The following is a 22,257-nucleotide window of genomic DNA, read 5'->3' as shown; positions in this document are numbered from 1 at the left end:
CAACTTTAGGAAGGCATTAGTCGCGTATTAGAAAACGATGAGAGACCTTCCCAGCCGAACCCACCCTTGATCCCGGTCATGGCCCCCGGGCGGCGGGTCGAGTAACCTGGAGCCGTTCCCGCGACCGGGCCGTTGGCCCGTTTCATTCCAAGTTGCGTTCAAACCAAGATCCATACGGGGAACCAGGCCCCTTGCCCCGCCGGCTCAGGGGTCTGATGGCTTTGAACGCAACTTGGTATTCAGTGCAGGAGGTGCGCGATGTTCGTTTCGTTTCGCAGCGTCTTGGTCGGGGTCGTGATCGGGCTGGGGCTGGTGGGGGCCCCTTTTGCGTGGGCCGCGTCCACGGTGAGCTGCCACTGCTTCCGGGACCGGAGCTTCGATCCGGCCCGGCCGGCGGCGGCCGACACCTACGTGCTGGCCACCTCGCGCAACTCCCTGCTGGCGGCCGCGTTCGGGGTGTCCAAGGGCACGGTGGTGCGCTCGCTCATGACCGGGACCGCGCCCGAGGCCCTGTGGGCCGCCCACGGCCTGGCCGCGCGCACCGGGCTGCGGGCCGACGACCTGCTCACGGCCCACGGCCAGGCCGGCTCCTGGGCCCGGGCCCTGGAGCGACTGGGGTACGACCCGGCCCGGGTCGGGGGGAGGGTGGGAGAGTTGGTGAGGGCCGGCCAGGACCCGGCCCCTGCCGTGGTGGACGAGACCCTTGCGACCCGAATGGGCGTGCCCCGGGACCAGATCGCTGCCCTGCGGGCGGCAGGCGCCTCGGACGCCGAGACCGTGGCCGCGAGCGTGCTGGGTCGCCTCACGGGGAAGGAGCCGGTGGGGTTCTTGAAAAAGGTGCGGGCGGGCGAGGCGACCTGGGGTTCCCTGTTCCACGACGCCGGCGTGGCCCCCTCGGACATCGACGACGCGATCGCCCGGCTGCTGAGGTGAGCCCCGGCCGGGGAGCGGTTTCCCGCGCGCGAGGGGGGCGTTGCCGCCGAGAGCCCCCCAAGCTCCGAGTCGACAGCACCGCTTTTGCTCCGATGCTCCCGGAATCGGCCCCCCCATCGCCTCGCTCGGTCGAAAACCTTTGCGAGACGGGTCTTAAAGTTTTTTCGTCAAAAGTCGATAGTCTTCAAGGTCGGCACCGGGTACAGGGCCGACCGGGGGCCGGTGCCGGTTTTTCCGACTGCGCCGAAACTCGGCGTCCGACCCGGGCGTCGGAAGCCTGATGGGCTTGTCCCGTGGATGGACCCACAGAAAAGAGGTGTGGCTGTGAACATCGCGACCCGCATGAGCTTGTCGATGGGGGTAGTCGTCGTGGCGGTGGTCTTGGGAGCGGGGGGCGCCTACCGGCAGGTGCGAAGCATGGAGTACGACGGCCGGGTGGTGAACCACACGGGCATTGTGCGCGGAGCCACCCAGCGCCTCGTGAAGCTGGAGCTCGCGGGCCGGCCGAACGACAAGCTCATGGCCAAACTGGATCGCCTGGTGGCGGGCCTGGTCGAGGGGGACGAGGAACTGCAGCTCCCTCGCGCCACGGATTCCGAATACCGGCAGAAGATGATGGCGGTCCGAGAAGCTTGGAAACGGCTTCGGCAAACCGTGCTGCGGGCTCGCTCGGACCCCTCCCTCCGAGCGCGGCTCGTGGATGACAGCGAGAGGTACTTCGGCCTGACGAACGAGGCGGTGTTCGCGGCCGAGAGGTTCAGCAGGGCCAAGGTCACCTGGTTTCTGGTGGCGCTTTCGGTCGTGACGCTGTCGATTCTGGCGGCCGTGGGCGTGGTGTGGCGGACCCTGCTCGTCAAGGTGGCAGCGCCGTTGCGCTACGTGGCGGACAGGCTGCAACGGGTGGCGGAACGGGATGTGACCGTGAGGCTCGATGTGGGCGGGGACGACGACGAGATCGCCGAGGTGGCGGCTTCGGCCAACGCCATGATCGAGACCCTCAGGACCTTGGTGGTCCAAGCCTCGGAGGGGAGCCAGGAACTCGCGTCGATATCGGAGGAGCTGCTGGCCACCACGAGTCACATCGCCTCCAGCACCGAAGAGATCTCGGCCCAGTCTCGCGAGGTGGCGGGGGGAGCCCAGGAGATGCGGACGACCGTTGAGGAGGTGGCTCGAAATGCCCGGCTGGTCAGCGAGGCCACCGAAGGCGCCCGGAACTCCGCGACGCAGGGAGGCGAGGTGATCGGCGAGACGGTCGGAGCCATGAACGAGATCGCCCGCGTGGTCGAGCACGCGGCCTCCACCGTGCGAACGCTGGGCGAGGAGACCCGTAGGATCGGCAATATCGTCCGTCTCATCCAGGAGATCGCGGACCAGACCAACCTGCTGGCGTTGAACGCGGCGATCGAGGCGGCTCGGGCGGGGGACCACGGCAAGGGGTTCGCGGTGGTGGCCGCAGAGGTCCGGGAGCTCGCTGGAAAGACCGTGAAAGCCACGCAGGAGATCGCCGCCACCATCGCTCGGATTCAGCAAGAGAGTCAGCGGGCCGTCGATGCCATCGACGAGGGGATGGACACCGTGGCCCGGGGCAGGGAACTCGGGGAGAGGGCCGGCCGTTCGATCCACGAGATAGAGAGCGCAGTGGTTCACGCGGCCGAGCAGGCCGAGCAGATCGCCGCGGCCACCGAGCAGCTGTCGGCCACGATCCAGGAGATGGCCGTCAACATGGACGAGATCGCCAAGGGGGTGGCCCAGGCCATGGGAGCCAGTTCGGAGGTGGCGGCGACGGCCGAGAGTGTGGCCTCACGGGCCGAGGACATGCGGGAACTCACCTCCCGCTTCCGGGTCGCCTGATACCAAGTTGCCATCCATCGCATACGGATCCGGGGGCGGGGCAAGGGATCTGCCTCCGGCCGGGCGCGAAGCCAGGCTTGAGATTCGCCGCGCAGGCACAGGACCGAAGAGCTGGTTTCATGGCAGCTCAGTGGAATCCGAACCCTTTCGCGGTCCGAGCGTCAGAGGCGCTGCGCGGCGAGCTAGGGAGCCGCGCCCGGCTCTCCGACAGGCCCCTTGCCCCTCCGGGCAGGGGGCCAATAGTTTTGAATACAACTCGGTATGAGGCACGGCCGACGTAGGGGTGGCCGGTCCCGGCGAGGGCGAGTGCGGTTCGCGCGCCACTCGCCCCTACCCCTCCGGCGATGGCGAGGCTCATCCGAGCTCTTCGTGGGCCTTCTGTAGCTCCTGGATGATCGAGATCCCCTGGGGGCAGACCTCCTCGCACGCCCCACAGGCCACGCAGTTGTCGGCCCGCTCGTCCGCAGGTGTGAACCGTTGGTACCGCCGCCGCACGGCCGACCAGTCCTCGAACATGTTCGCGTCGTTCACCAGCTCGAAGACGCGGGGGATGTTCACCCCTTCCGGGCACGGCAGGCAGTACTGGCAGTAGGTGCACGGCACCCGCACCCGCTGGCGGTACCACTCCCGGGCCCGGCGGATCCGTTCTTCCAGATCGGGCCCCAGCGGTTCGGCCGAACGGTCGGCCGCCCGGGCGTTGGCCACGAGCTCGGCCACCCGGCCCATGCCGCTCAGCACCACCGAGACCTCGGGGTGGCTCCACACCCATCGCAGGGCCGCGGCCGCGGGATCGGTGCCCTGCCAGATCTCCGACAACCCCCGCCCCTCGGCCCGGGCCAGCCGGCCGCCGCGCAGGGGCTCCATCACCACGACCCCGAGCCCCTTGTGGGCGGCGTACCGGAGCCCCTCGGTGCCGGCCTGGACCTCCTCGTCCATGTAGTTGTACTGCACCTGGCAGAAGTCCCAGTCGTAGGCGTCTACGATTTCGCGGAACACGGGGAGCCGGTCGTGGAACGAGAACCCCACGAACCGGACCCGGCCCTCGCGGCGCTTGCGCTCCAGGAACTCCAGCGCGCCGAGCTCCCGGAACCGCTTCCAGAACCGGCGGTTCAGGCTGTGGAGCAGGTACAGGTCGATCCGGTCGGTGCGCAGCCGGTCCAACTGCTCCCCGAAGATCCGCTCCAGGTCGGCCGGCTCGTTCACGAACCAAGGCGGCATCTTGTCGGCCAGAAGCACCCGGTCCCGCAAGCCCTCTGCCAGGACCCGGCCCAGGAACCGCTCGCTCTCGCCGCCGTGGTAGGGGTAGGCCGTGTCCAGGTAGTTCACCCCCAGCTCCAGGGCGCGACGCACCAGCGCCCCGGCCGCGGCCTCGTCGATCCGGGTCTCGTCGCCCCCCACGGTGGGCAGGCGCATGCACCCCAGCCCCAGGGCCGACACCCGTAGCCCGGTTCGTCCCAGTATTCGATGGTTCACCGTTCCTCCTCCCGTCCCGCGGGCTCGATGCGCACGGTCACGTCGGTGTGCCCCTCGTGCCAGCCCGTCACCCGGTCCGCGGTCTCGCCGATCACCACGTCCAAAGCGGCCCAGCCCCCTTCTCCGCTCCAACGGACCGTTCCGTCGGCCTCGCGCACCACCTCCCGGGTCAGGACCTCGACCTTCCGGCCCCAGGGGTACTCCACCACCACCCTGTATAGCCGTCCCCGCACGATCTCCATAGGGGTCGGTCTCCGGTCGTCGGTCTACGGTCTGCGGCCCCCATGAACCGGGCCGAGGTTCCTTGCTAAACTCCCCGGAGCCCAAAGTCAACGTTGCGGAGGACTTTCGGGCTGGAAGCTCCCTCAGGCCCCTGCGGACTAGTGGCGTGGTTCGTAAATTCGTGCATTCCCCGAGGGGGTGGGGCTGGGGGCCCCTCCTTCGCTGAACGGCCTCGCAGGGGCCGCCTCGGCGCGGTCCGCTGCGGCGCGTGAGAGCACGCGCCGCGGCCGCTCCCCTGGCGCCGGTCGGCCCGAGTTGCTCGGTCGTCGCGCTTCGTCGGAGCCCCCAGCCCCGCCCCGGAATGGATGTACGTTTTTGCGTAACAGACCGGCGGGCCGAAGGCCCCAGACTGACGACCAACGACTGACGACCAACGACCGAAGTTCCATGGAAAACGAACGGCTTCCCATCGACACCCTGGCAGGCGACTTCAAAGCGGCCCTGGCCGGGGGAAGGGTCGTGATCTCGGCGCCCACCGGCACCGGCAAGTCCACCCAGGTGCCCCGGTGGGCCGCGGCCGCCGGCCGGGTGCTGGTGGTGGAGCCCCGCCGGGTCGCGTGCCGGGCCCTGGCGGAACGGGTGGCCGAGCTGGAGCGCACCCCCCTCGGCCGGGGCGTGGGGTACGTGGTGCGCGCGGAGAACCGGGCCGGGCCGCAGACCCGGATCGTGTTCGCCACGCCCGGGGTGGTGCTCCGGTGGCTCGCCTCGGGGCCGCTGGAGGAGTTCGGGGTGATGGTGCTCGACGAGTTCCACGAGCGCAGCCTGGACCTCGATCTGCTGCTCGCCCTGCTCCTGCGCAGGGGCCGGCACCGTTTGGTGGTCATGTCGGCCACCCTGGATGCGGATCGGGTGGGGCGGCATCTGGGGGCTCGGGTGCTTCGGGCCGAAGGGCGGCGGTTCCCCGTGCGCGTGCACCACGTGCCCGGCCGGGCGTTCCTGCCCGACGTCCGGGGGCTGGAGGAGCGGATCGTCGAGGCGCTCGATCAGGCCCGGAACGACCCGGGCGACGTGCTGGTGTTCCTGCCGGGCAAGGCCGAGATCGCGTCGGCGGCCCGGGCTCTCGCGAACCGGCAGGACCTGGAGGTGCTGCCCCTCCACGGCGGCCTGTCCCTGAAGGAGCAGGGCCGGGTGTTCCGGCCGGCCGAACGGCGGCGGGTGATCCTGGCCACCAACGTGGCCGAGACCTCGCTCACGATCCCCGGGGTGGGCGTGGTGATCGACTCGGGGCTCGTGCGCCGCACCCGGTACCACAACGGCCGGGGGTTCCTGACCCTGCTTCCGGTGGCCCGGGACAGCGCCGAGCAGCGGGCCGGCCGGGCCGGCCGCACCGCGCCGGGGGTGTGCTACCGGCTGTGGAGCCCCGAGGCGATCCTGTCGGAGACCTCGCCCCCCGAGATCCACCGGGAGGCCCTGGAGCCCCTGGTCCTGGCGGCCGAGGCCTGCGGCGAGGCCCCCGAGGACCTGCCGTTCCTCGACCCGCCCAAGCCCTACGCTTTGGACGCGGCCCGCCAGGGCCTGGCCGCCCTCGGCGCCCTGAACGCTCAGGGCCGGATCACGGAGCGGGGGCGGAGGCTGTTCGGCCTGCCGCTCGACGCGCCCCTGGGCGCGATCCTGGTGGAGGCCGAGCGCCTGGGGTGCCTCGAGGACGCCGTGGACCTGGTGGCCGCCCTGGCCGTGGGCCGGCCCGTGTTCGCCGGCCCGCCCCGGGGCGATCCCCTCCGGGACGAGGGGTGCGACGCGGTCGGCCTGGTCCGGGCCGTTCGGGAGGCTCGGGCCGGGGTGCATCCGGTGCACGGCCACGTGCTGGCCGAGGCCCGAACGATCCGGAGGGAGCTGCGCGAGGCCTTCGGCCTGCCCGGGCCCGGCCCCCGCCGCGGGGGGCCCCGGGACCGCAAGGCCCTGGCCCTGGCCGTGCTGCGGGCCGATCCCCGGGCGGCCCACGTGGCCCGCCGCCGCAAGAAGGCCGTGGCCTGGGCCAACGGGCTGGGGGAGGCCCTGCTGGCCCGGGAGAGCGCCGTGGACCCTTCCGAGCACCGGTGCCTGGCCGCCCTGGAGGTGCGGGCGGTCGGGACGGGGTACCGGAAGACCCGGCTCGTGATCCCGGCGGCCATGCCGGTGCCCCCGGCCTGGCTGGAGGAGGCCGGGGTGGGGGAGGAGCGGGCGGGGCGGATTCGGGTCGATGGGGACCGGCTCGTCTGCGAGATCGAGACCGTTCACGCCGGCCAGGTGTTGGCCCGGCGGGAGGAGGTGCCCCGGGGGCCCCTCGCCCGGGAGGCCCTGGTCCGGGCCCTGGTCGAGGAACGGGTGTTCCCGGGGCTCTGGCCCCGGGTCCGGGCCGGCCTGGCCGAGGTCCGCCGGGCAACCGCCCTGGCCCGGACCGGGCTCCTGCCCCCGAACCTCGTCCCCTGGGCCCCGGAGGAGGACGTTCCAGAAGAGGACGAGGCGTGGGTCACGGCTCGCCTGGCGGCCCTGGGGTTCGATTCCGGCGAGGACCTGGCCCTGCTCACCGAGGACGATCTTGTCCCGGCTGGCCTTGCTCCGCCTCTGGCCGCGTGGATGGACGGGCACTTCCCGGCGGAGGTCCGGGTGGGCGACGGGACCTACCGGGCGTTCTATGACTTCCGGCGGCGTCAGGTGGTGTTGCGGCTCGCCTCGGGGCATCGCCGGGAGCCTCCGTCCCTCACGTTTCTTCCGGCGTACCGGGGCTTCTCGGTGCGGGTAGAGCACAAGGGCCAGTCTTGGCGGCTGAGGTGACCCGACTCCGAGGGCGGTTGACATCCGGAGGAGGCCCGACTCTACTGGAGCTTATGAACCCGGCGACGATAGAGGCGCGCAGGTGGTCGCAGGGGCGTGGGGCCTGCGATTCGGGTATCAGGGGGCAGAAGGCAGAAGTCCGGGCTGAATCCAAAGACTTCGTGGAACGTTGGAGCACACGGTGGAAGGGGTTTCCTGCCCACTGTTTTCCGAACTCTGACCCCTGGTACGGCCACGCCCGGCTCTCCACCAGGCCCCACGCCCCAGAGCGCGTCTATTTACTAAGGCCTACGAAGGTATTGCCGGACGCGGGTGGGGGACTGGCTCCGGCCGGGCGCGAGCGCGGCACCCTTTTCGCCGCGCCTTCGCATGCCGTTGTCAGCCCGGTAGGCCGGGGCACCGGTGGCGGAAGTTCCTGAACTTCCAAAGCGATCCAAGCCGGGTGAGGGCGCGGCGACGTAAGGGGCCGCGCCCGGCTCTCCACCAGCCCCCCACCCGCTGGTTCCCTTGTGAACGCCGTGGATCTGACAATAGTTCCGTTGGTGTTAGTATTGACCTGGCGGCAAAATAGGCGCGGCACCTCGGAGGGCGGGACAAGGGACCTGCCTCCGGCCGGGCGCGAAGCCGGGCATGAGATTCGCCGCGCAGGCACGGGACCGAAGAGCTGGTTTCATGACAACTCGGTGGAATCCGAACCATTTCGCGATCCGAGCGTCGGAGGCGCTGCGCGGCGAGCTAAGGGGCCGCGCCCGGCTCTCCGGCAGGTCCCTTGCCCCTCCGAGCAGGGAGCGATAGCGCCTGTTTATCCGCCGGGTTAATAGCCACCGGAGTAATAGGAAAAACCGAACCACCCGGGAGCGATGATGCCGACCCCTTTGGATGCCGAACGACGGCGATATGCCGAGCGACTGGACCGTGCCGTGAGCCGGGTCGCGGAGCGGCTCGGGCGTCTTCCAGAGGTGGAGCGGGTGATTCTGATCGGGTCCGCGGCCCGGGGTCGTCGGGATCTGTTCACCGATCTGGACCTCCTCGTGGTCATGCGAACCGACGAGCCGTTTCCCATGCGAGCAGCCAAACTCCTGCCGCTGTTGGGGTTGGAGGTGGATTCGGACCTCCTGGTCTACACTCCCGAGGAGTTCGAGCGGATGCGAGGGGAACCGTTTTTGAGAAGCGCCCTCGAAACAGGGAGGGTTTTGTATGAGAGACAGCATTGAGGAAGGCCGTCGCTGGCTGGAGCAGGCCCAGGAGGACCTCAAGTGGGCGGACCATCTGGCCCGGGAGGGAGGTTGGCACCTCGCCTGCTTCCTTGCGCAACAGGTTGCGGAAAAGGCCCTGAAGGCCGTGCGGTATGCGGATGGGGCCGAGATCGTTCTGGGGCACTCGGTGGAACGGTTGGGCTCCGAACTGGCCGACCGGTATCCGGAGATCCGGGATTCCGTGAAGCGCTGGAGCGTGCTCGACGGGTTCTACATCCCCACGCGCTACCCCAACGGGCTCCCGGCCGGGATCCCCGCGCGGGTGTACGACCGGGACACGGCGCGCCGAGCCGTGGACCTGGCGCGGGAAGCGGTGGAGTGGGCGGAGAGCCGCATCGACCGGAATGCGGGGTGAAACCTTTAACCCGCATTATTCATGAGCGTTTGTCGCGAAACCGTCGAGTGTGCGGTAGATCGGGGCAAGCGCAGCAACGAGGGGTGCAGGCGTACTGGACGGTACGTCGAGCCCCGAGGCGCGAGCACGCCCCGAGATGGCGTGCAATCGGCGGTTGCAGCAGAAGGCTTCATGAATAATGCGGGTTAAGTCTCCTTGCGGGGCCGCCGATCCGGAGTAGTCTGACAACCCGCTGTGATCCCCGATCGATGTAAGGAGGGAAAGCCATGCCTGCGCGCATCGCCATCAACGGCTACGGACGCATCGGCCGGCTCGTGCTTCGGGCGGCCAAGAAGAAGAACGCAGACCTCGAGTTCGTGGTGATCCACGACCTGGCCCCCGTGGACGCCCTGGGGCTGGTGACCAAGTTCGACTCGATCCACGGGGCGTTCCCGGGCGAGGTCTCCTGGACCGAGGACACCATCGTGATCGACGGCAAGCCGATCCAGGTCCTGAGCGGGCCGGGTCGCCGAAGCGACGATCCCCTGGACCTGCCGTGGAAGGAGTTCGGCATCGACTACGTGGTGGAGGCCACGGGCGCCTTCCGGAAGGTGGACCAGCTCCAAGGGCACATCCGTTCCGGAGCCCGGCGCGTGATCCTGACCGTGCCGTCCAAGGATCCCCTGGAGGCCACGATCGTCATGGGCGTGAACGACCACATCCTCCGGCCGGATCACACGATCATCTCCAACTCGTCGTGCACCACCAACTGCGCGGCGCCGGTGGCCAAGGTGCTCCTGGAGAACTTCGGCATCAAGAAGGGCTATCTCACCACGGTGCACGCGTTCACGAACGACCAGCGCCTGTTCGACTACCCCCACAAGGACTTCCGCCGGGCCCGCATGGCCACGCTGTCGATCATCCCCACCTCCACGGGCGCGGCCAAGGCCCTGGGCCGGGTGATCCCGGACCTGGACGGCAAGATCGAGGGGTTGGCATTCCGCGTGCCGGTGCCCACCGGGTCGGTCATCGATCTGACGGTGATGCTGGAGAAGAAGGCCACGGCCGAGGAGATCAACGAGGCCATGAAGGCGGCCTGCGAGGGCGAGCTCAAGGGGGTGATGGAGTACTGCACCGACCCGATCGTGTCGGTGGACATCATCAACAACCCCCACTCGGCCATCTTCGACAGCCTGCTGACCCACGTGCGCAAGGACCACATGGCCAAGGTGGTGGCGTGGTACGACAACGAGTGGGGGTACGCCTGCCGGGTGGTGGACTTGCTCGAGAAGGTCGCCGCCATGGATGGGCTGGCCTGAGCGCTGGACTTTTTCCTGGACAGGAGCGAGAGTCTCGGGTATACGAATCAGGGTAGATAACTCGTTTGGAGAGGTCGCCGTGCAGACCGTCCGTTACTTTACCGCCGGCTATTGCTTTTATTTTGGGGGCTTCTGGTTTCGGAAGCCTGCCCGCGCGGCGGATGTGTAGGGACGGTCCGCGACGAACTCAGATCCCGCACAGCCAACGGCCACGGGCAGGCAAACCGCCAGCCCGTGGCCGTTTCGTTTTTGGGGCCGTGGGTTGGCGAGCCGCCCACGGCCCCTTTCGTCAGGAGGAGGTTCGATGATCGTCGTGCTCAAACCCGACACCCAGCCCGGCCCTTCGGAGCGAGCCGCCCTGCGGGCGGTGGCGGCCCGGTACCCCGACCTGGAGCTCCGGTTCCACCGGGTGCGGGGCGCGCTCCAGGACCTCCACGAGGTCTATGTGTTCGGTCCCACCCGTCAGGTGCCCACCGAGGCGTTCGAGGAGCTCCCGTTCGTGCAGAAGGTGATCCGGGTGAGCTCCAAGTACCGGATCATCGGCCGCCATGACGGCCAGGCCCCCGAGGTGGGGTTCGAGTACCAGGGGTTGACCTTCTCCCAGGACAGCTTTCACGTGTTCGCCGGTCTTTGCGCCGTGGACACCCGGGAGCACGTGGAGGTCATGATGCAGGCCCTGGCGCGCCTTGGGATCACCACCACCCGGATGGGGGCCTATAAGCCCCGGACCTCCCCCTACGACTTCCAGGGGCATGGCAGGGCGTGCCTGCCCTACGTGTTCGAGCTGGCCGGCAGGTACGGCATCCGGGTCATCGCCATGGAGGTGACCCACGAGGCCCATCTGGAGGAGATCCACGACGCACTGGCCGAGGCGGGGCATCCCACGGGCGTGATGGTGCAGATCGGCACCCGCAACGCCCAGAACTTCGAGCTGCTGAAGCACGTGGGCCGCCAGCACGAGTTTCCGGTGCTGTTCAAGCGGGGCATGGGCATCACGCTGGAGGAGAGCCTGAACGCTTGCGAGTACGTGGCCACCAACGGAAACCACCGGATCGTGTTCTGCCTGCGGGGGGTCAAAACGAACCTGGGCGACCCCCACCGGAACCTGGTGGACTTCGCCCAGGTCCCGGTGGTGAAGCGCCAGACCCGGCTTCCGGTGTGCATCGACCCCTCCCATTCCGTGGGCAAGAAGGTGCCGGCTCCCGATCGTATCCTCGACATCTGGCACGCCGCCGCCCAGGGGGTGATCGCCGGGGCCAACATGGTGCTGGTGGATTTCCACCCCCGGCCGGAAAAGGCCCTGTGCGACGGCCCCCAGGCCATGCTCATGGAGGAGATGGAGGCGTTTTTCGAGGACATGCGGATCTGCCGCGAGGCGTACCGCAAAAGGCGGGCCCTTGCCGAGCGCACCGCCTCGGCTCTGGCGGCGTAAGAAATGCGCAGCCGCTCCGATTCAGGAGGATCTGACCTTCCCGTCACTCCGGGAGGGGAGCCGTAGGCCCCTCCTCCTCGGCGCGGGGTGCGAGTGGATAATTGTCGGAGGGGGGTGCCGCACGCCGACGGCCCTACGCCCGATTCACGGCCCACTCCGAGGGACGGCGAGGCAAGGGGTCTTCGCCTGGTAGGACATTATTGTCTCTCTTGAGTCCAAAAATTACATTTTGGGCCATTTTTTGCGTCCCTCGGCCTGTAACCTCCAAGAATTCCGGGCTGTTTCTGCCCGGCCCACCTCTTGCTATCCGTTTCGTCCGTCGGGGCCATCCCGGCCTCCTCGGAGGTTGCGCGTTCCCATGGAACTTGGAGCACTTCTCTGGACATCGTGGCGCATCGCGGCGGCGGCCACGGCTCTGGCGGCCGTAGTGGCAGTGGGGGCGGCCGCGTGGGTGGGCGGCCGCACTGCCGGCCGCCGGCTGTGGGACGTGGCGTTCACCCTCCCCCTGGCACTCCCGCCCACCGCGATTGGATTCGGGCTCCTCGTGCTCCTCGGCCGGTTCGGCCCGCTGGGCTGGCTCTGGGAGTTCCTGGGGACCCGCCTCGTGTTCACCCCCACCGCTGCCGTGGTGGTCGGAGCGGTCATGGCCTTCCCGCTGGTGTACCGTGCCGCCCGGGCCGGGCTGGAAGGGATTCCCGTGGAACTCCGGGAGGCGGCCCGGCTCTACAGCCCCACACGGGCCCATGCCTTCGTGCGGGTGCTGCTGCCCCTGGCATGGAAACCCATCGCGGCTGGCATGGCCCTCGGCCTCGCCCGGGCCCTGGGGGAGTTCGGGGCCACGCTCATGGTGGCCGGGAGCCTCCCGGGCCGCACCCGGACGTTCCCCATGGCCGTGTACGAGGCCGTGCAGGCCGGGCGTGACCAGGAGGCCCTCTTTCTCGTGGCTGTGGCCGCGCTGACCGGAGGGGTCTTACTTGTTGTCGCGGACGCTGTCCTCTCGCGGGGGGGGCGATGAGGCCGGAGCTTCTACTCCTGTGCCTTCTCGCGCCGGGCTTGGCCGCGGCAACTCCCCTGACGGTGGGGGCGGCCTCGAGCCTCACCGACGTCCTCCCGACGGTGGGCCGAGAGTTCGCCTCGGCCGTCGATGATGCTCCGCCCGCCATGAGCTTCGCCGGTTCCGGCACGGTCGGCCGGCAGGTGGCTGCGGGCGCCCCCCTCGACGCCGTGGTGCTCGCGGATGCCGACCAGGCCCTTCGCCTTGCTCGGGAGGGGGTTCTCATCCGTGACTCCCTCGCGTGCGTCGCAACCAACGAGATCTCCCTCGTGGCGCCTAGGGGAGCCCGATTTGTGTCTTCATGGACGGACCTGGGAACCGCCGCGGTCCGACGCGTGGCCCTGGGGAACCCGTCCCTTGTGCCGGCCGGCCGGCTCGCTCGCCAGCATCTGGAGGCGCTTAGATTGTGGCAGGCGGTGGTCCCGAAGGCGGTGTTAGCGGCGAGCGTGCGCCAGGCTCTGGCCTACGCCCGCCGGGGCGAGGTGGACGCTGCGATCGTGTTTCGCACCGACGCCCGTGCCGGCGTCCCCGAGGTCCGAGTGGTGGACGCAAGCTCCCTCAGGGCCCGATACGTGGTCGGCGTGGTGGCGGGAAGCCCCCATGAGGAGGAGGCATACCGGTTCCTCGCATTCCTCCGGGGCTCGGTAGCCCGGTCCCTCTTTGCCGAGGCGGGGTTCGGCCCCTGCCAGGAGGAAGAGCCATGATCGACGTGGAGGTTTGGTACGAACGCCGGTCCGGCCGGCGCACTTTCCGGGCGGCCATCGCGTTTCGGTGCGACGGGCCCCGCGTAGCGGTGTTCGGCCCCTCGGGCTCCGGAAAGACCCTGCTCCTGCGTAGCATCGCCGGGCTGGAGTCCGGTGCACGGTGTCGGGTGGCCGTCGACGGAGCTCCCCTTGCCCCGCCCCGGAGCCGGAGGGCCCCGCCCCTGGTGGGGATGGTGTTCCAGGGCTATGCTCTGTTCCCTCACCTGAGCGTGGCCGAGAACGTGGGCTACGCCCTGGGCCCCCGGTCCCGCTGGTCGGCCGAGGCGCGGTGTAGGGTCGAGGAACTTCTCGACGCGTTCGAACTCTCGGCGCTCGCCCATGAGCGGCCCGAGAATCTTTCGGGCGGCCAGGCCCAGAGGGTCGCCATCGCCCGCGCCCTGGCGCCCAGGCCCCGGATCCTCCTTCTAGACGAGCCGTTTTCCGCCCTCGATCCGCCCCTGCGTCGCCGGGCCAGGGAGTCCCTGGCCGGGGCTATCGCCCCCGAACGGGTGCCCACGATCCTCGTGACCCACGACCCGGCCGACGTGGAGGCCCTGGCCGACGACCTGGTGGTGCTCCGGGAGGGGACCGTGGAGAAGGTCCTCTCGTTTCGGCGCATCTGCCGGAAACGACGGATCGCGCGTTTCGCAGCCGAGCATCTGGTCCCGGCCGTGCGCCGGGAGGCGGCACCGTGATCCGGCTGTGCGACACGACGCTCCGGGACGGGGAGCAGACCCCGGGGGTGGCGTTCCGCCCGGAGGTCAAGGAAGAACTGGCACAGGCCCTGGCCGAGGCAGGGGTCGACGAGATCGAGGCGGGCACCGCGGCCATGGGGGGGGACGAGGCCGAAGGGATCCGTCGGGTGCTCCGGCTCGGCCTCCCGGTTCCGGTCTCTGTGTGGTGCCGCGCCCGGAAGCGTGACCTCGAGGCTGCCCGCGCCTTGGGGGCGCGGCGGGCCGGGGTGTGCGTGCCGGCGTCCGATCTCATGATCGGTACCAAGCTCGGCTGGAGCCGGACCACCGCGCTGCGCCGGATCGGGGAGCTGGGGCGCCACGCACGTCGTCTAGGGATGGAGATCGTGCTCGGCCTCGAAGATGCCTCCCGGGCCGATCGGGGGTTCCTTGCCGAGGCCGCCCGGGCCGCCGAGCGCGCGGGGGCGCTTCGGGTCCGGGTGGCCGACACGGTCGGGGTGCTCGACCCGGCTGAGGCGCAGGTGCTGGTGAAGGGGCTCTCCACCTCGGTTTCCGTGCCCCTGGAGTTCCACGGCCACAACGACCTCGGCATGGCCACGGCCAACGCGGTGGCGGCGGCGCGGGCCGGCGCCGGTTGGCTGAGCGTCACGGTGCTCGGACTCGGCGAGAGGGCGGGCAACGCAGCCCTGGAGGAGGTGGCTGTGGCCCTGTGGCGTTGTCTCGGGGTGCCTACGGGCGTGCGGCTCTCCCGCCTCTCCGGGCTTGCCCATGGCGTGGCTCGGCGGGCGTCGCGGCCCATTCCCCCGGGCAAACCCGTGGTCGGCCGTGACGCGTTCCGCCACGAGTCGGGCATCCACGTGGACGGGCTCCTGAAATCCCCAGGGCTCTACGAGCCCTTTCCCCCCCAGCTCGTCGGGCGGCGCCACGAGATCGTCCGGGGAAAGCACTCGGGCCGAAAGGCGCTGGCCTGGCTGCGCCGGGTCGGATAGCCCCCGGCTCCGCGCGGCGGGGCGTACCGACCGCCCCACCCGGGCCCGTTGCATCGACCCTGCGCCGGTTGGGAGGCGAGAAAGAACATGCCGCTGAACGCTTCGATCCGCGAACTCGAATGGAACGCGCTGCTCGAAATCTGCCGTCTCATCGGGGGCGCGCTCGACCTCGACCATACCCTAGCCCGGGTCCTGACAGTGCTTTCTGAACACCTGGGGATGACCCGCGGCACGGTGGTGCTCTACGACGAGGAGGCCAAACGGCTCGTGATCCGGGCGGCCCACGGCCTCAGTCCCGCGGCCCAGGGTCGGGGGGTCTACGCGCCCGGCGAGGGTGTTACCGGCCAGGTGTTCTCCCGGAGGGTGCCGGTGGTGGTGCCCGACATCCGGTCGGAGCCCCTGTTCCTCAACCGCACCAGAGCCCGCAACATCGGCAAGGACGGCGTGGCGTTCCTCGGGGTGCCGATCCTGCTTCGGGGTCAGCCCATCGGGGTCATGACCGCCGACCGGATGTTCGGGCCCGAGGTCTCCCTCCAGCGGGACATCGAGTTTCTGACCGTGGTCGCCGCCCTCGTGGCCCAGCTCGTGGCCCTGAATCGCTCGGCGGAACACGAGCGTCGTCGGCTCGAGCGTTTGAACCGCGCCATGCGCACCGAGCTCTCGGAGAGGTACCAGGGCTTTTTCCTGGTGGCCCGCAGCCGGGCCATGGCTGAGGTGCAGGAGCTGGTGCGCAAGGTTGCCCCGAGCCGGGCGTCGGTGCTGCTCCTGGGGGAGTCAGGCACCGGGAAGACCCTTATCGCCCGCATCCTCCACGAGATGAGCCCCCGGGCCGACGGGCCGTTCGTCAAGCTCAACTGTGCTGCCATCCCCGACAACCTCCTGGAGGCGGAGCTTTTCGGGTATGAGAGGGGCGCCTTCACCGGCGCGGAGAGGGTAAAGCCCGGCCGGGTGGAGGACGCCGACGGGGGAACCCTGTTCCTGGACGAGGTGGGCGAAATGCCCCTGCTGCTCCAGGCGAAGCTCCTGCGATTTCTGCAGGACCAGGAGTTCGAGCGCCTCGGTTCCACCCGGACCCGCAAGGTAGACGTGCGCATCGTGGCCGCCACCAACCGGGAACTCGCCGAGGCCGTGGCGGAAGGGACATTCCGGGAGGACCTCTTTTACCGGCTCAACGTGTTTCCCATTGTGGTCCCTCCCCTGCGGGACCGGCCGGCCGACACCCCCCTTCTCCTCGACCATTTCCTCGCCAAGTTCGGCGCCGAGTACGGAAAACCCCTCCGCCTCACCGGGAAGGCGCGGCGAGCCCTCCTGGAGTACCGCTGGCCGGGGAACGTCCGAGAGATGGAGAACCTGATGGAACGGCTGGCGATCCTGAACGACGGGGGCGAGATCGACATCGGACATCTCCCCCCCCACGTGGTGGCGGCCGGGCTCCACGAGGAGCGGAGCCCCGAGGAGCTCCCACCCCTCAAGGAGATGGAGCGGCGGGAGGTGGTGGCCGCCTTGGAACGGAACGGTTGGGTCCAGTCGCGCGCTGCCAGGGAACTGGGGCTCACCCTCCGGCAGATCGGGTATCGTATCCGCAAGTATGGCCTGCTGGACCGCGTGCGGGCCAACCGCTCCCGTACCACGACGCCTCCCCTCTGACCCCGCCCCGGCGCCCCCCTCCGGGCCCCCGGCGTTGCTGCCGGGGGTTTTCTGTTTGACCTGTTGTTTACAGGCCTGAATCTCTACGTCACCTCGATGTAAACCGTGATCTACTTTTTTGTGAGATCCTAGAGAAACCATATCCCGGAGGATTCAGTCCGAAATAAAAATCCACAATACGTTCCAAGAGGTTAGGAAAAGAATCGAAACGCTACCCGCCTCTTGGCACATCCGTTGCTCTCTACGGGACAACACCAACCCGAAACCAGGGAGGCAACAGAGATGCGAAAGGTGGCGATCTACGGAAAAGGCGGCATCGGCAAATCCACCACTACCCAGAACACCGTGGCGGGGCTCGCAGAGGCCGGGAAAAAGGTGATGGTGGTCGGCTGCGATCCCAAGGCCGACTCCACCCGGCTGCTCCTGGGGGGCCTCGCGCAAAAGAGCGTACTCGACACCCTGCGGGACGAGGGCGAGGACGTGGAGCTCGAGGACGTGGCCAAGGCCGGGTTCGGCGAGGCGGTGTGCGTGGAGTCGGGCGGGCCCGAGCCCGGAGTGGGGTGTGCCGGCCGGGGCATCATCACCTCGATCAATCTTCTCGAGGCCCTCGGCGCGTACGAAGACGACAAGGAGCTCGATTACGTGTTCTACGACGTCTTGGGCGACGTCGTGTGCGGCGGGTTCGCCATGCCGATCCGCGAGGGCAAGGCCCAGGAGATCTACATCGTGGTCTCCGGCGAGATGATGGCCATGTACGCCGCCAACAACATCTGCAAGGGCATCCAGAAATACGCCCGGGCCGGCGGGGTGCGGCTGGGGGGGCTCATCTGCAACAGCCGCAAGGTGGACAACGAGGAGGAGATGATCCGGGCCTTCGCCGAGAAGCTGGGCACCCAGATGCTCTACTTCCTGCCCCGGGACAACGTGGTCCAGAAGGCCGAGATCCACCGCAAGACCGTGATCGACTACGCGCCCGAGCACCCCCAGGCCGGACACTACCGCAACCTCGCCCGGGCCATGGACGAGAACGACATGTTCGTGATCCCCAAGCCCCTCCCGATCCCCGAGCTGGAGAAGCTCCTAATGGACTACGGGCTGTTCGGGTAGGCGAGAGGAGGCGAACCCATGCGACGACCCGCCCATCACCTCCTCGTGTGCGGAAGCTTCCGGGGTGCCGAGGCCAAAGGGGTCTGCCTCCAGAAGGGCTCCCACGGCCTGGTGGCCTACCTCGAGGCCGAGGTAGCCGACCGGGGCCTCGATGCCCTGGTCTCGACGACCGGCTGTCTCAAGGCCTGCGACCGGGGGCCCGTGGTGGTCGTGTACCCCCACGGCGCCTGGTACGGCGGGGTGGACGAGGAGGTGGCCGACGAGATCCTGGACGCCCTCGAGGAGGGGCGCGCCTCCGGCGCGCACCGCATCGACGAACCGTAGGATATTCCGCATGACCGCCCTGCCTTTCGAGGCCCGCCGCGACCAGGTGCACCGCAAGGGAGACGGCGCCTTCCGCCTCGCCTGCGACCGGGAGAGCCTCGCCGGCGCCGTGAGCCAGCGGGCCTGCGTGTTCTGCGGGGCCCGGGTGGTGCTCTACCCGGTGGCCGACGCCCTCCACCTGGTCCACGGGCCGGTGGGGTGCGCGGCCTACACCTGGGACATTCGGGGGGCCCTCTCGTCGGGCCCCCAACTCCACCGCCTGAGTTTCAGCACCGACCTCAGGGAGCGGGAGGTCATTTTCGGCGGCGAGGAGAAGCTCTACCGGGCCCTCACCGAGCTGATCGACCGGCACCGCCCGGCCGGGGCGTTCGTGTACAGCACCTGCGTGGTGGGGCTGATCGGCGACGACCTGGGGGCCGTGTGCAAGCGGGTCGCCGCCGAGCAGGGGATCCCGGTGATCCCGGTCCGGTCCGAGGGGTTCCAGGGCACCAAGCGGGCCGGATATGCGGCGGCCTGCGAGGCCCTGTTCCGCCTGGTGGGCACGGGGCCCACGGACGGGATCTCGCCGGTGAGCGTCAACATCCTCGGGGACTTCAACCTGGCCGGTGAGCTGTGGATCGTCCGGGGTTACCTGGAGCGCATGGGGGTCGAGGTGGTGGCCAACCTCACCGGCGACGGCCGCGTCGCCCACATCGCGCGGTGCCACGGCGCGGCGCTCAACCTGGTGCAGTGCTCGGGAGCCACCCTGGCCCTGGCCCGCCGCATGGAGGAGGCCTACGGCGTGCCGTTCCGGAGGGTGTCGTACTTCGGGGTGGACGACATGGCCGAGGCCCTCTACGCCGTGGGCGACCATTTCGCCGACCGGGATCCGGGCCTGCCCGGCCGGGCTCGGGAGCTCGTCCGCGAGGAACTCTCCGCCCTGGAGCCCCGCCTCCGGTCGATCCGGGCCGACCTGGAGGGCCGGCGGGTGGCCATCTACGTCGGGGGCGCGTTCAAGGCCTTCTCCCTCGTCAAGGCGTTCCGGCTTCTGGACATGCGCACGGTGATCGTGGGCTCCCAGACCGGCACCGCCGAAGACTACCGGGAACTGCACGAGATCACCGATCCCGGCACGGTGATCGTGGACGACACGAACCCCCTGGAGCTGAGCACGCTCCTGCTGGAGCAGGGGGCGGATCTCCTCGTGGGCGGGGTCAAAGAGCGGCCCATCGCCTACAAGCTCGGCATCGGGTTCTGCGACCACAACCACGAACGCAAGCTTCCCCTGGCCGGGTTCGAGGGGATGCTCCGGTTCGCCGAGGAGGTCCACCGCACCGTCACGAGCCCGGTGTGGCGGTTCGCCCCGCGCCGGACCGGCTCCCGGGAGGTCTGCCATGCCTGAGACCGCCGCCCCCGCCTTCGTCTCGACCACCAATGCCTGCCACCTGTGCATGCCCCTGGGCGCGTGCCTTGCCTTCAAGGGCGTCGAGGGTGGCGTGCCGTTCCTCCACGGGTCCCAGGGCTGCGCCACCTATATGCGCCGGTACCTCATCAGCCACTACAGGGAACCCGTGGACATCGCCTCGTCGTCGCTGGGGGAGCGGCAGGCCGTGTTCGGGGGAGGCCCCAACCTGCGCCAGGGGCTGTGGAACGTCATCACGGCCATGCGGCCCCGGGTCATCGGGGTGGCCACCACCTGCCTCACCGAGACGATCGGGGAGGAGCCGGGCCCCCTGGTCGAGGCGTTTCTAGCCGAACTCGCCGGGAAGAACCCCGGCGTCATCCTCCCCCGGGTGGTGACGGTCCGGACCCCGAGCTTCGGGGGCACCCACACGGAGGGGTTCCGGCGGGCGGTGCGGGCGCTCCTCAAGGCCCTGGCCCGTCCCGGGCCGGCCGGTTCCCACCTAAACCTCCTGCCGGGCATGGCCTCCCCGGCCGACCTCCGGCACCTGAAGGACGTGGTCCGCGCCTTCGGCCTCGAGGCGGCCGTGATCCCCGACCCCTCCGACCCCCTGGACGGGCCCGCCTGGGACTCCTACACCTCGGTGCCCCCCGGCGGAACCCCCCTTGAGGCGCTCCAGGCCGCGGGCCGTGCCCGGGCCACGGTGGCGTTCGGCTGCGCGGCCGGCGACGCCTCGGGCCCCGGGGCCTGGGTGCGCGATCGGTTTGGGGTGGAGCTCCTCCCCCTACCCCTTCCCGTGGGGATTCGGGCGTCCGACCGGTTCTTCGCGGCGCTGGAGGAACTCTCGGGCCGGCCCACCCCGGGGCGGGTCCGGGCCCAGCGGGGGCGGCTCGTGGACGCCTACGTGGATGCTCACAAGTATCTGGCCGGGGTCCGGGCGGCCGTGGTGGCCGACGAGGACCTGGCCGCAGGCCTCTCCGGGTTTCTCGCCGAGACCGGGATTCAGGTCGCGTACGTGGCCACCGGGGATCGATCCGGAATCCTCGAGGGTGCCGTGGAGGCCGCCACGGCCGGACTCCTCCGGGAGCCGCCGGCCGTGCGGGAGGGGGTGGACTACTACACCGTCGCCGAGGAGACCCGGGACCTGGGGCTCGGCCTCGTGGTGGGCACGAGCAAGGCGTATCCCCTGGCTCGGGACCGGGGCATCCCCTGGTGCGGGTGGGATTCCCCATCCACGACCGGTTCGGGGCGGCCCGGCAGCGGCTCCTCGGGTACGCCGGCACCCAGGACCTTTTCGACCGCGTCGTGAACGCCCTGCTCGCCCAGCGGCAGGAGGCCTCCGACGTGGGCTACGGCTATCTCTAAACCGCCGGAGTATATCTCCCATGAACCCCGCCCTCGACCTCAACCGCCATCCCTGCTTCCACGCGGAGAGCCACGGTCACTGCGGCCGGATCCATCTTCCGGTGGCGCCCCGGTGCAACCTGAAGTGCGCCTACTGCAACCGCCGGTACAACTGCGTGAACGAAAGCCGGCCCGGGGTCACGAGCGCCGTGCTCTCGCCCCACCAGGCCGTTGGGTATCTGGAGCGGGTCGTGGCCGCGGAACCCCGCATCTCGGTGGTGGGCATCGCCGGCCCGGGCGACCCATTCGCCAACCCCGACGAGACCCTGACGACGCTCCGGCTCGTGCGGGAGCGTTGCCCCGAGATGCTCCTGTGCGTCGCCACCAACGCGCTGGGGCTGCCGCCGCTGCTCGACGAACTTCCCGCGCTAGGGGTGACCCACGTGACGGTCACGGTGAACGCCGTGGATCCGGCCGTGGGAGCGTCGCTCTACGCCTGGGCCCGGGACGGGAAGGTGATCTACCGGGGCCCCGAGGCGGCCGCCGTCCTCCTCGAGCGCCAGCGCCTGGCCGTAACCGGGCTCAAGGCCCGGGGGATCCTCGTCAAGGTTAACTGCATCGTGGTGCCCGGGGTGAACGACCACCACGTGGCCGAGGTGGCCCGCACTGTGGCCGGATGGGGCGCCGACGTCCTGAACGTGATGGGGCTGGTGCCCACGGCGGGCACCCCCCTGGCCGACGTGCCCGAGCCGGGGCCCGAGCTCCTGCGGGAGCTGCGCGCCGAGGCCGAGCGGTTCCTGCCCCAGATGCGCCACTGCCGCCGGTGCCGGGCCGACGCCGTGGGGCTCCTGGGGGAGGACCGCTCCGGCGAGTTCGCGCCGCTCCTCCAAGAGGCTGCCGAAGCGCCCCCGCCCCTTCGCACCGACCGACCCCACGTGGCCGTGGCCACCCGGGAGGGCATGCTCGTGAACCAGCACCTGGGCGAGGCCCGCTCGTTTCAGGTGTGGGCCCGGAAGGGGGCCGGGTTTCTGCTTGTGGAGGAGCGGCCGGCCCCTCCGCCCGGGGGCGGACCCGACCGGTGGCGACGGCTTGCCGAGGGGCTCGGCGACTGTCGCGCCGTGCTGGTGAGCGGGGTCGGGGAGGGGCCCCGGGCGATCCTCACCGAGGCCGGGGTCGTACCCATCGAGATGGACGGGTTCATCGAGCTCGGGCTCTCCGCCGTGTTCTCGGGCGTCGATCCCACGCGGTTCCGCCGGCGCCGGGCCGGCTGCTCCCGCGGGCCCGGCTGCGGCGGCGACGGCTCCGGGTGCGGCTGAGTCCCCGCGCCCTTTCCACTCCCCAC

General features: G+C 69.9%; 18 protein-coding genes and 1 pseudogene. 17 read left to right on the top strand and 2 right to left on the bottom strand.

Translation table 11 applies throughout. The annotated features are described in order from the left end of the window. The first annotated feature begins 258 nt into the window (after nt 1–258). Nucleotides 259–933 (top strand): hypothetical protein, encoded by a 675-nt coding sequence (locus tag DEFCA_RS0111240; protein ID WP_025323117.1) that lies wholly within the window; start codon nt 259–261, stop codon nt 931–933. Between the two features lie 324 nt (nt 934–1,257). Beyond that, complete coding sequence (locus DEFCA_RS0111235; protein WP_025323116.1) at nt 1,258–2,784, top strand: methyl-accepting chemotaxis protein; 1,527 nt, start codon at nt 1,258–1,260, stop codon at nt 2,782–2,784. A gap of 354 nt (nt 2,785–3,138) precedes the next feature. Here the strand turns inward: DEFCA_RS0111235 and DEFCA_RS0111230 are convergent, their stop codons facing one another. Further along, nucleotides 3,139–4,257 carry an aldo/keto reductase gene (locus DEFCA_RS0111230; RefSeq protein ID WP_025323115.1) on the bottom strand — a complete coding sequence of 373 codons (1,119 nt, stop codon included), beginning with the start codon at nt 4,255–4,257 and terminating at the stop codon, nt 3,139–3,141. Further along, the gene (locus DEFCA_RS0111225; RefSeq protein WP_025323114.1) at nt 4,254–4,499 is read right to left on the bottom strand and encodes a hypothetical protein; all 246 of its coding nucleotides are present in this window, start codon (nt 4,497–4,499) and stop codon (nt 4,254–4,256) included. The genes DEFCA_RS0111230 and DEFCA_RS0111225 overlap by 4 nt, the downstream gene beginning before the upstream one ends. A gap of 427 nt (nt 4,500–4,926) precedes the next feature. On the opposite strand from DEFCA_RS0111225, the gene DEFCA_RS24195 reads away from it, so the two are divergent. The 15 genes and pseudogenes from DEFCA_RS24195 to nifB all read left to right on the top strand — a co-directional run bounded on the left by DEFCA_RS24195 (nt 4,927) and on the right by nifB (nt 22,231). After that, nucleotides 4,927–7,293: a helicase-related protein gene (locus tag DEFCA_RS24195; RefSeq protein WP_025323113.1), complete on the top strand. Its 2,367-nt coding sequence runs from the start codon at nt 4,927–4,929 to the stop codon at nt 7,291–7,293. Nucleotides 7,294–8,213: 920 nt separating this feature from the next. Then, nucleotides 8,214–8,507: a nucleotidyltransferase domain-containing protein gene (locus DEFCA_RS0111215; RefSeq protein WP_245693467.1), complete on the top strand. Its 294-nt coding sequence runs from the start codon at nt 8,214–8,216 to the stop codon at nt 8,505–8,507. Further along, a complete protein-coding gene (locus tag DEFCA_RS0111210) occupies nt 8,491–8,904 on the top strand; it encodes a HEPN domain-containing protein (RefSeq protein ID WP_025323111.1) in 414 nt (137 codons plus the stop codon). Before DEFCA_RS0111215 ends, DEFCA_RS0111210 begins: the two co-directional genes overlap by 17 nt. A 266-nt stretch (nt 8,905–9,170) precedes the next feature. Next, nucleotides 9,171–10,202, top strand: a complete 1,032-nt coding sequence (gap, locus tag DEFCA_RS0111205; protein ID WP_025323110.1) for a type I glyceraldehyde-3-phosphate dehydrogenase — start codon at nt 9,171–9,173, stop codon at nt 10,200–10,202. A 304-nt stretch (nt 10,203–10,506) separates the two neighbouring features. Beyond that, nucleotides 10,507–11,634 (top strand): 3-deoxy-7-phosphoheptulonate synthase, encoded by a 1,128-nt coding sequence (locus tag DEFCA_RS0111200; protein WP_025323109.1) that lies wholly within the window; start codon nt 10,507–10,509, stop codon nt 11,632–11,634. Between the two features lie 358 nt (nt 11,635–11,992). Then, on the top strand, nt 11,993–12,649 hold the full coding sequence (locus DEFCA_RS0111195) for a molybdate ABC transporter permease subunit (RefSeq protein ID WP_025323108.1): 657 nt from the start codon (nt 11,993–11,995) through the stop codon (nt 12,647–12,649). After that, nucleotides 12,646–13,392, top strand: a complete 747-nt coding sequence (gene modA, locus DEFCA_RS0111190) for a molybdate ABC transporter substrate-binding protein (RefSeq protein WP_025323107.1) — start codon at nt 12,646–12,648, stop codon at nt 13,390–13,392. Before DEFCA_RS0111195 ends, modA begins: the two co-directional genes overlap by 4 nt. Continuing rightward, the gene (locus DEFCA_RS0111185; protein WP_025323106.1) at nt 13,389–14,126 is read left to right on the top strand and encodes an ATP-binding cassette domain-containing protein; all 738 of its coding nucleotides are present in this window, start codon (nt 13,389–13,391) and stop codon (nt 14,124–14,126) included. The genes modA and DEFCA_RS0111185 overlap by 4 nt, the downstream gene beginning before the upstream one ends. Further along, a complete protein-coding gene (locus DEFCA_RS0111180; RefSeq protein WP_025323105.1) occupies nt 14,123–15,112 on the top strand; it encodes a homocitrate synthase/isopropylmalate synthase family protein in 990 nt (329 codons plus the stop codon). Before DEFCA_RS0111185 ends, DEFCA_RS0111180 begins: the two co-directional genes overlap by 4 nt. A gap of 87 nt (nt 15,113–15,199) precedes the next feature. Continuing rightward, a complete protein-coding gene (locus DEFCA_RS0111175) occupies nt 15,200–16,759 on the top strand; it encodes a sigma-54-dependent Fis family transcriptional regulator (RefSeq protein ID WP_029733942.1) in 1,560 nt (519 codons plus the stop codon). Between the two features lie 282 nt (nt 16,760–17,041). Continuing rightward, entirely contained in the window at nt 17,042–17,866 is an 825-nt protein-coding gene (nifH, locus tag DEFCA_RS0111170) for a nitrogenase iron protein (RefSeq protein WP_025323103.1), read from the top strand. Nucleotides 17,867–17,884: 18 nt separating this feature from the next. After that, entirely contained in the window at nt 17,885–18,190 is a 306-nt protein-coding gene (locus tag DEFCA_RS0111165; protein WP_025323102.1) for a (2Fe-2S) ferredoxin domain-containing protein, read from the top strand. Between the two features lie 10 nt (nt 18,191–18,200). After that, nucleotides 18,201–19,571, top strand: a complete 1,371-nt coding sequence (nifE, locus tag DEFCA_RS0111160; protein WP_025323101.1) for a nitrogenase iron-molybdenum cofactor biosynthesis protein NifE — start codon at nt 18,201–18,203, stop codon at nt 19,569–19,571. Beyond that, nucleotides 19,564–20,936, top strand: a pseudogene (locus DEFCA_RS19505) (nitrogenase component 1). Before nifE ends, DEFCA_RS19505 begins: the two are co-directional and overlap by 8 nt. Nucleotides 20,937–20,956: 20 nt before the next feature. Continuing rightward, nucleotides 20,957–22,231: a nitrogenase cofactor biosynthesis protein NifB gene (gene nifB, locus DEFCA_RS0111150; protein ID WP_025323100.1), complete on the top strand. Its 1,275-nt coding sequence runs from the start codon at nt 20,957–20,959 to the stop codon at nt 22,229–22,231. Nucleotides 22,232–22,257 lie beyond the last annotated feature (26 nt).

Origin of the sequence: Deferrisoma camini S3R1 (assembly GCF_000526155.1) — a bacterium.
Lineage (GTDB): Bacteria > Desulfobacterota > Deferrisomatia > Deferrisomatales > Deferrisomataceae > Deferrisoma > Deferrisoma camini.
This window is presented reverse-complemented; position numbering and strand designations above follow the sequence as displayed.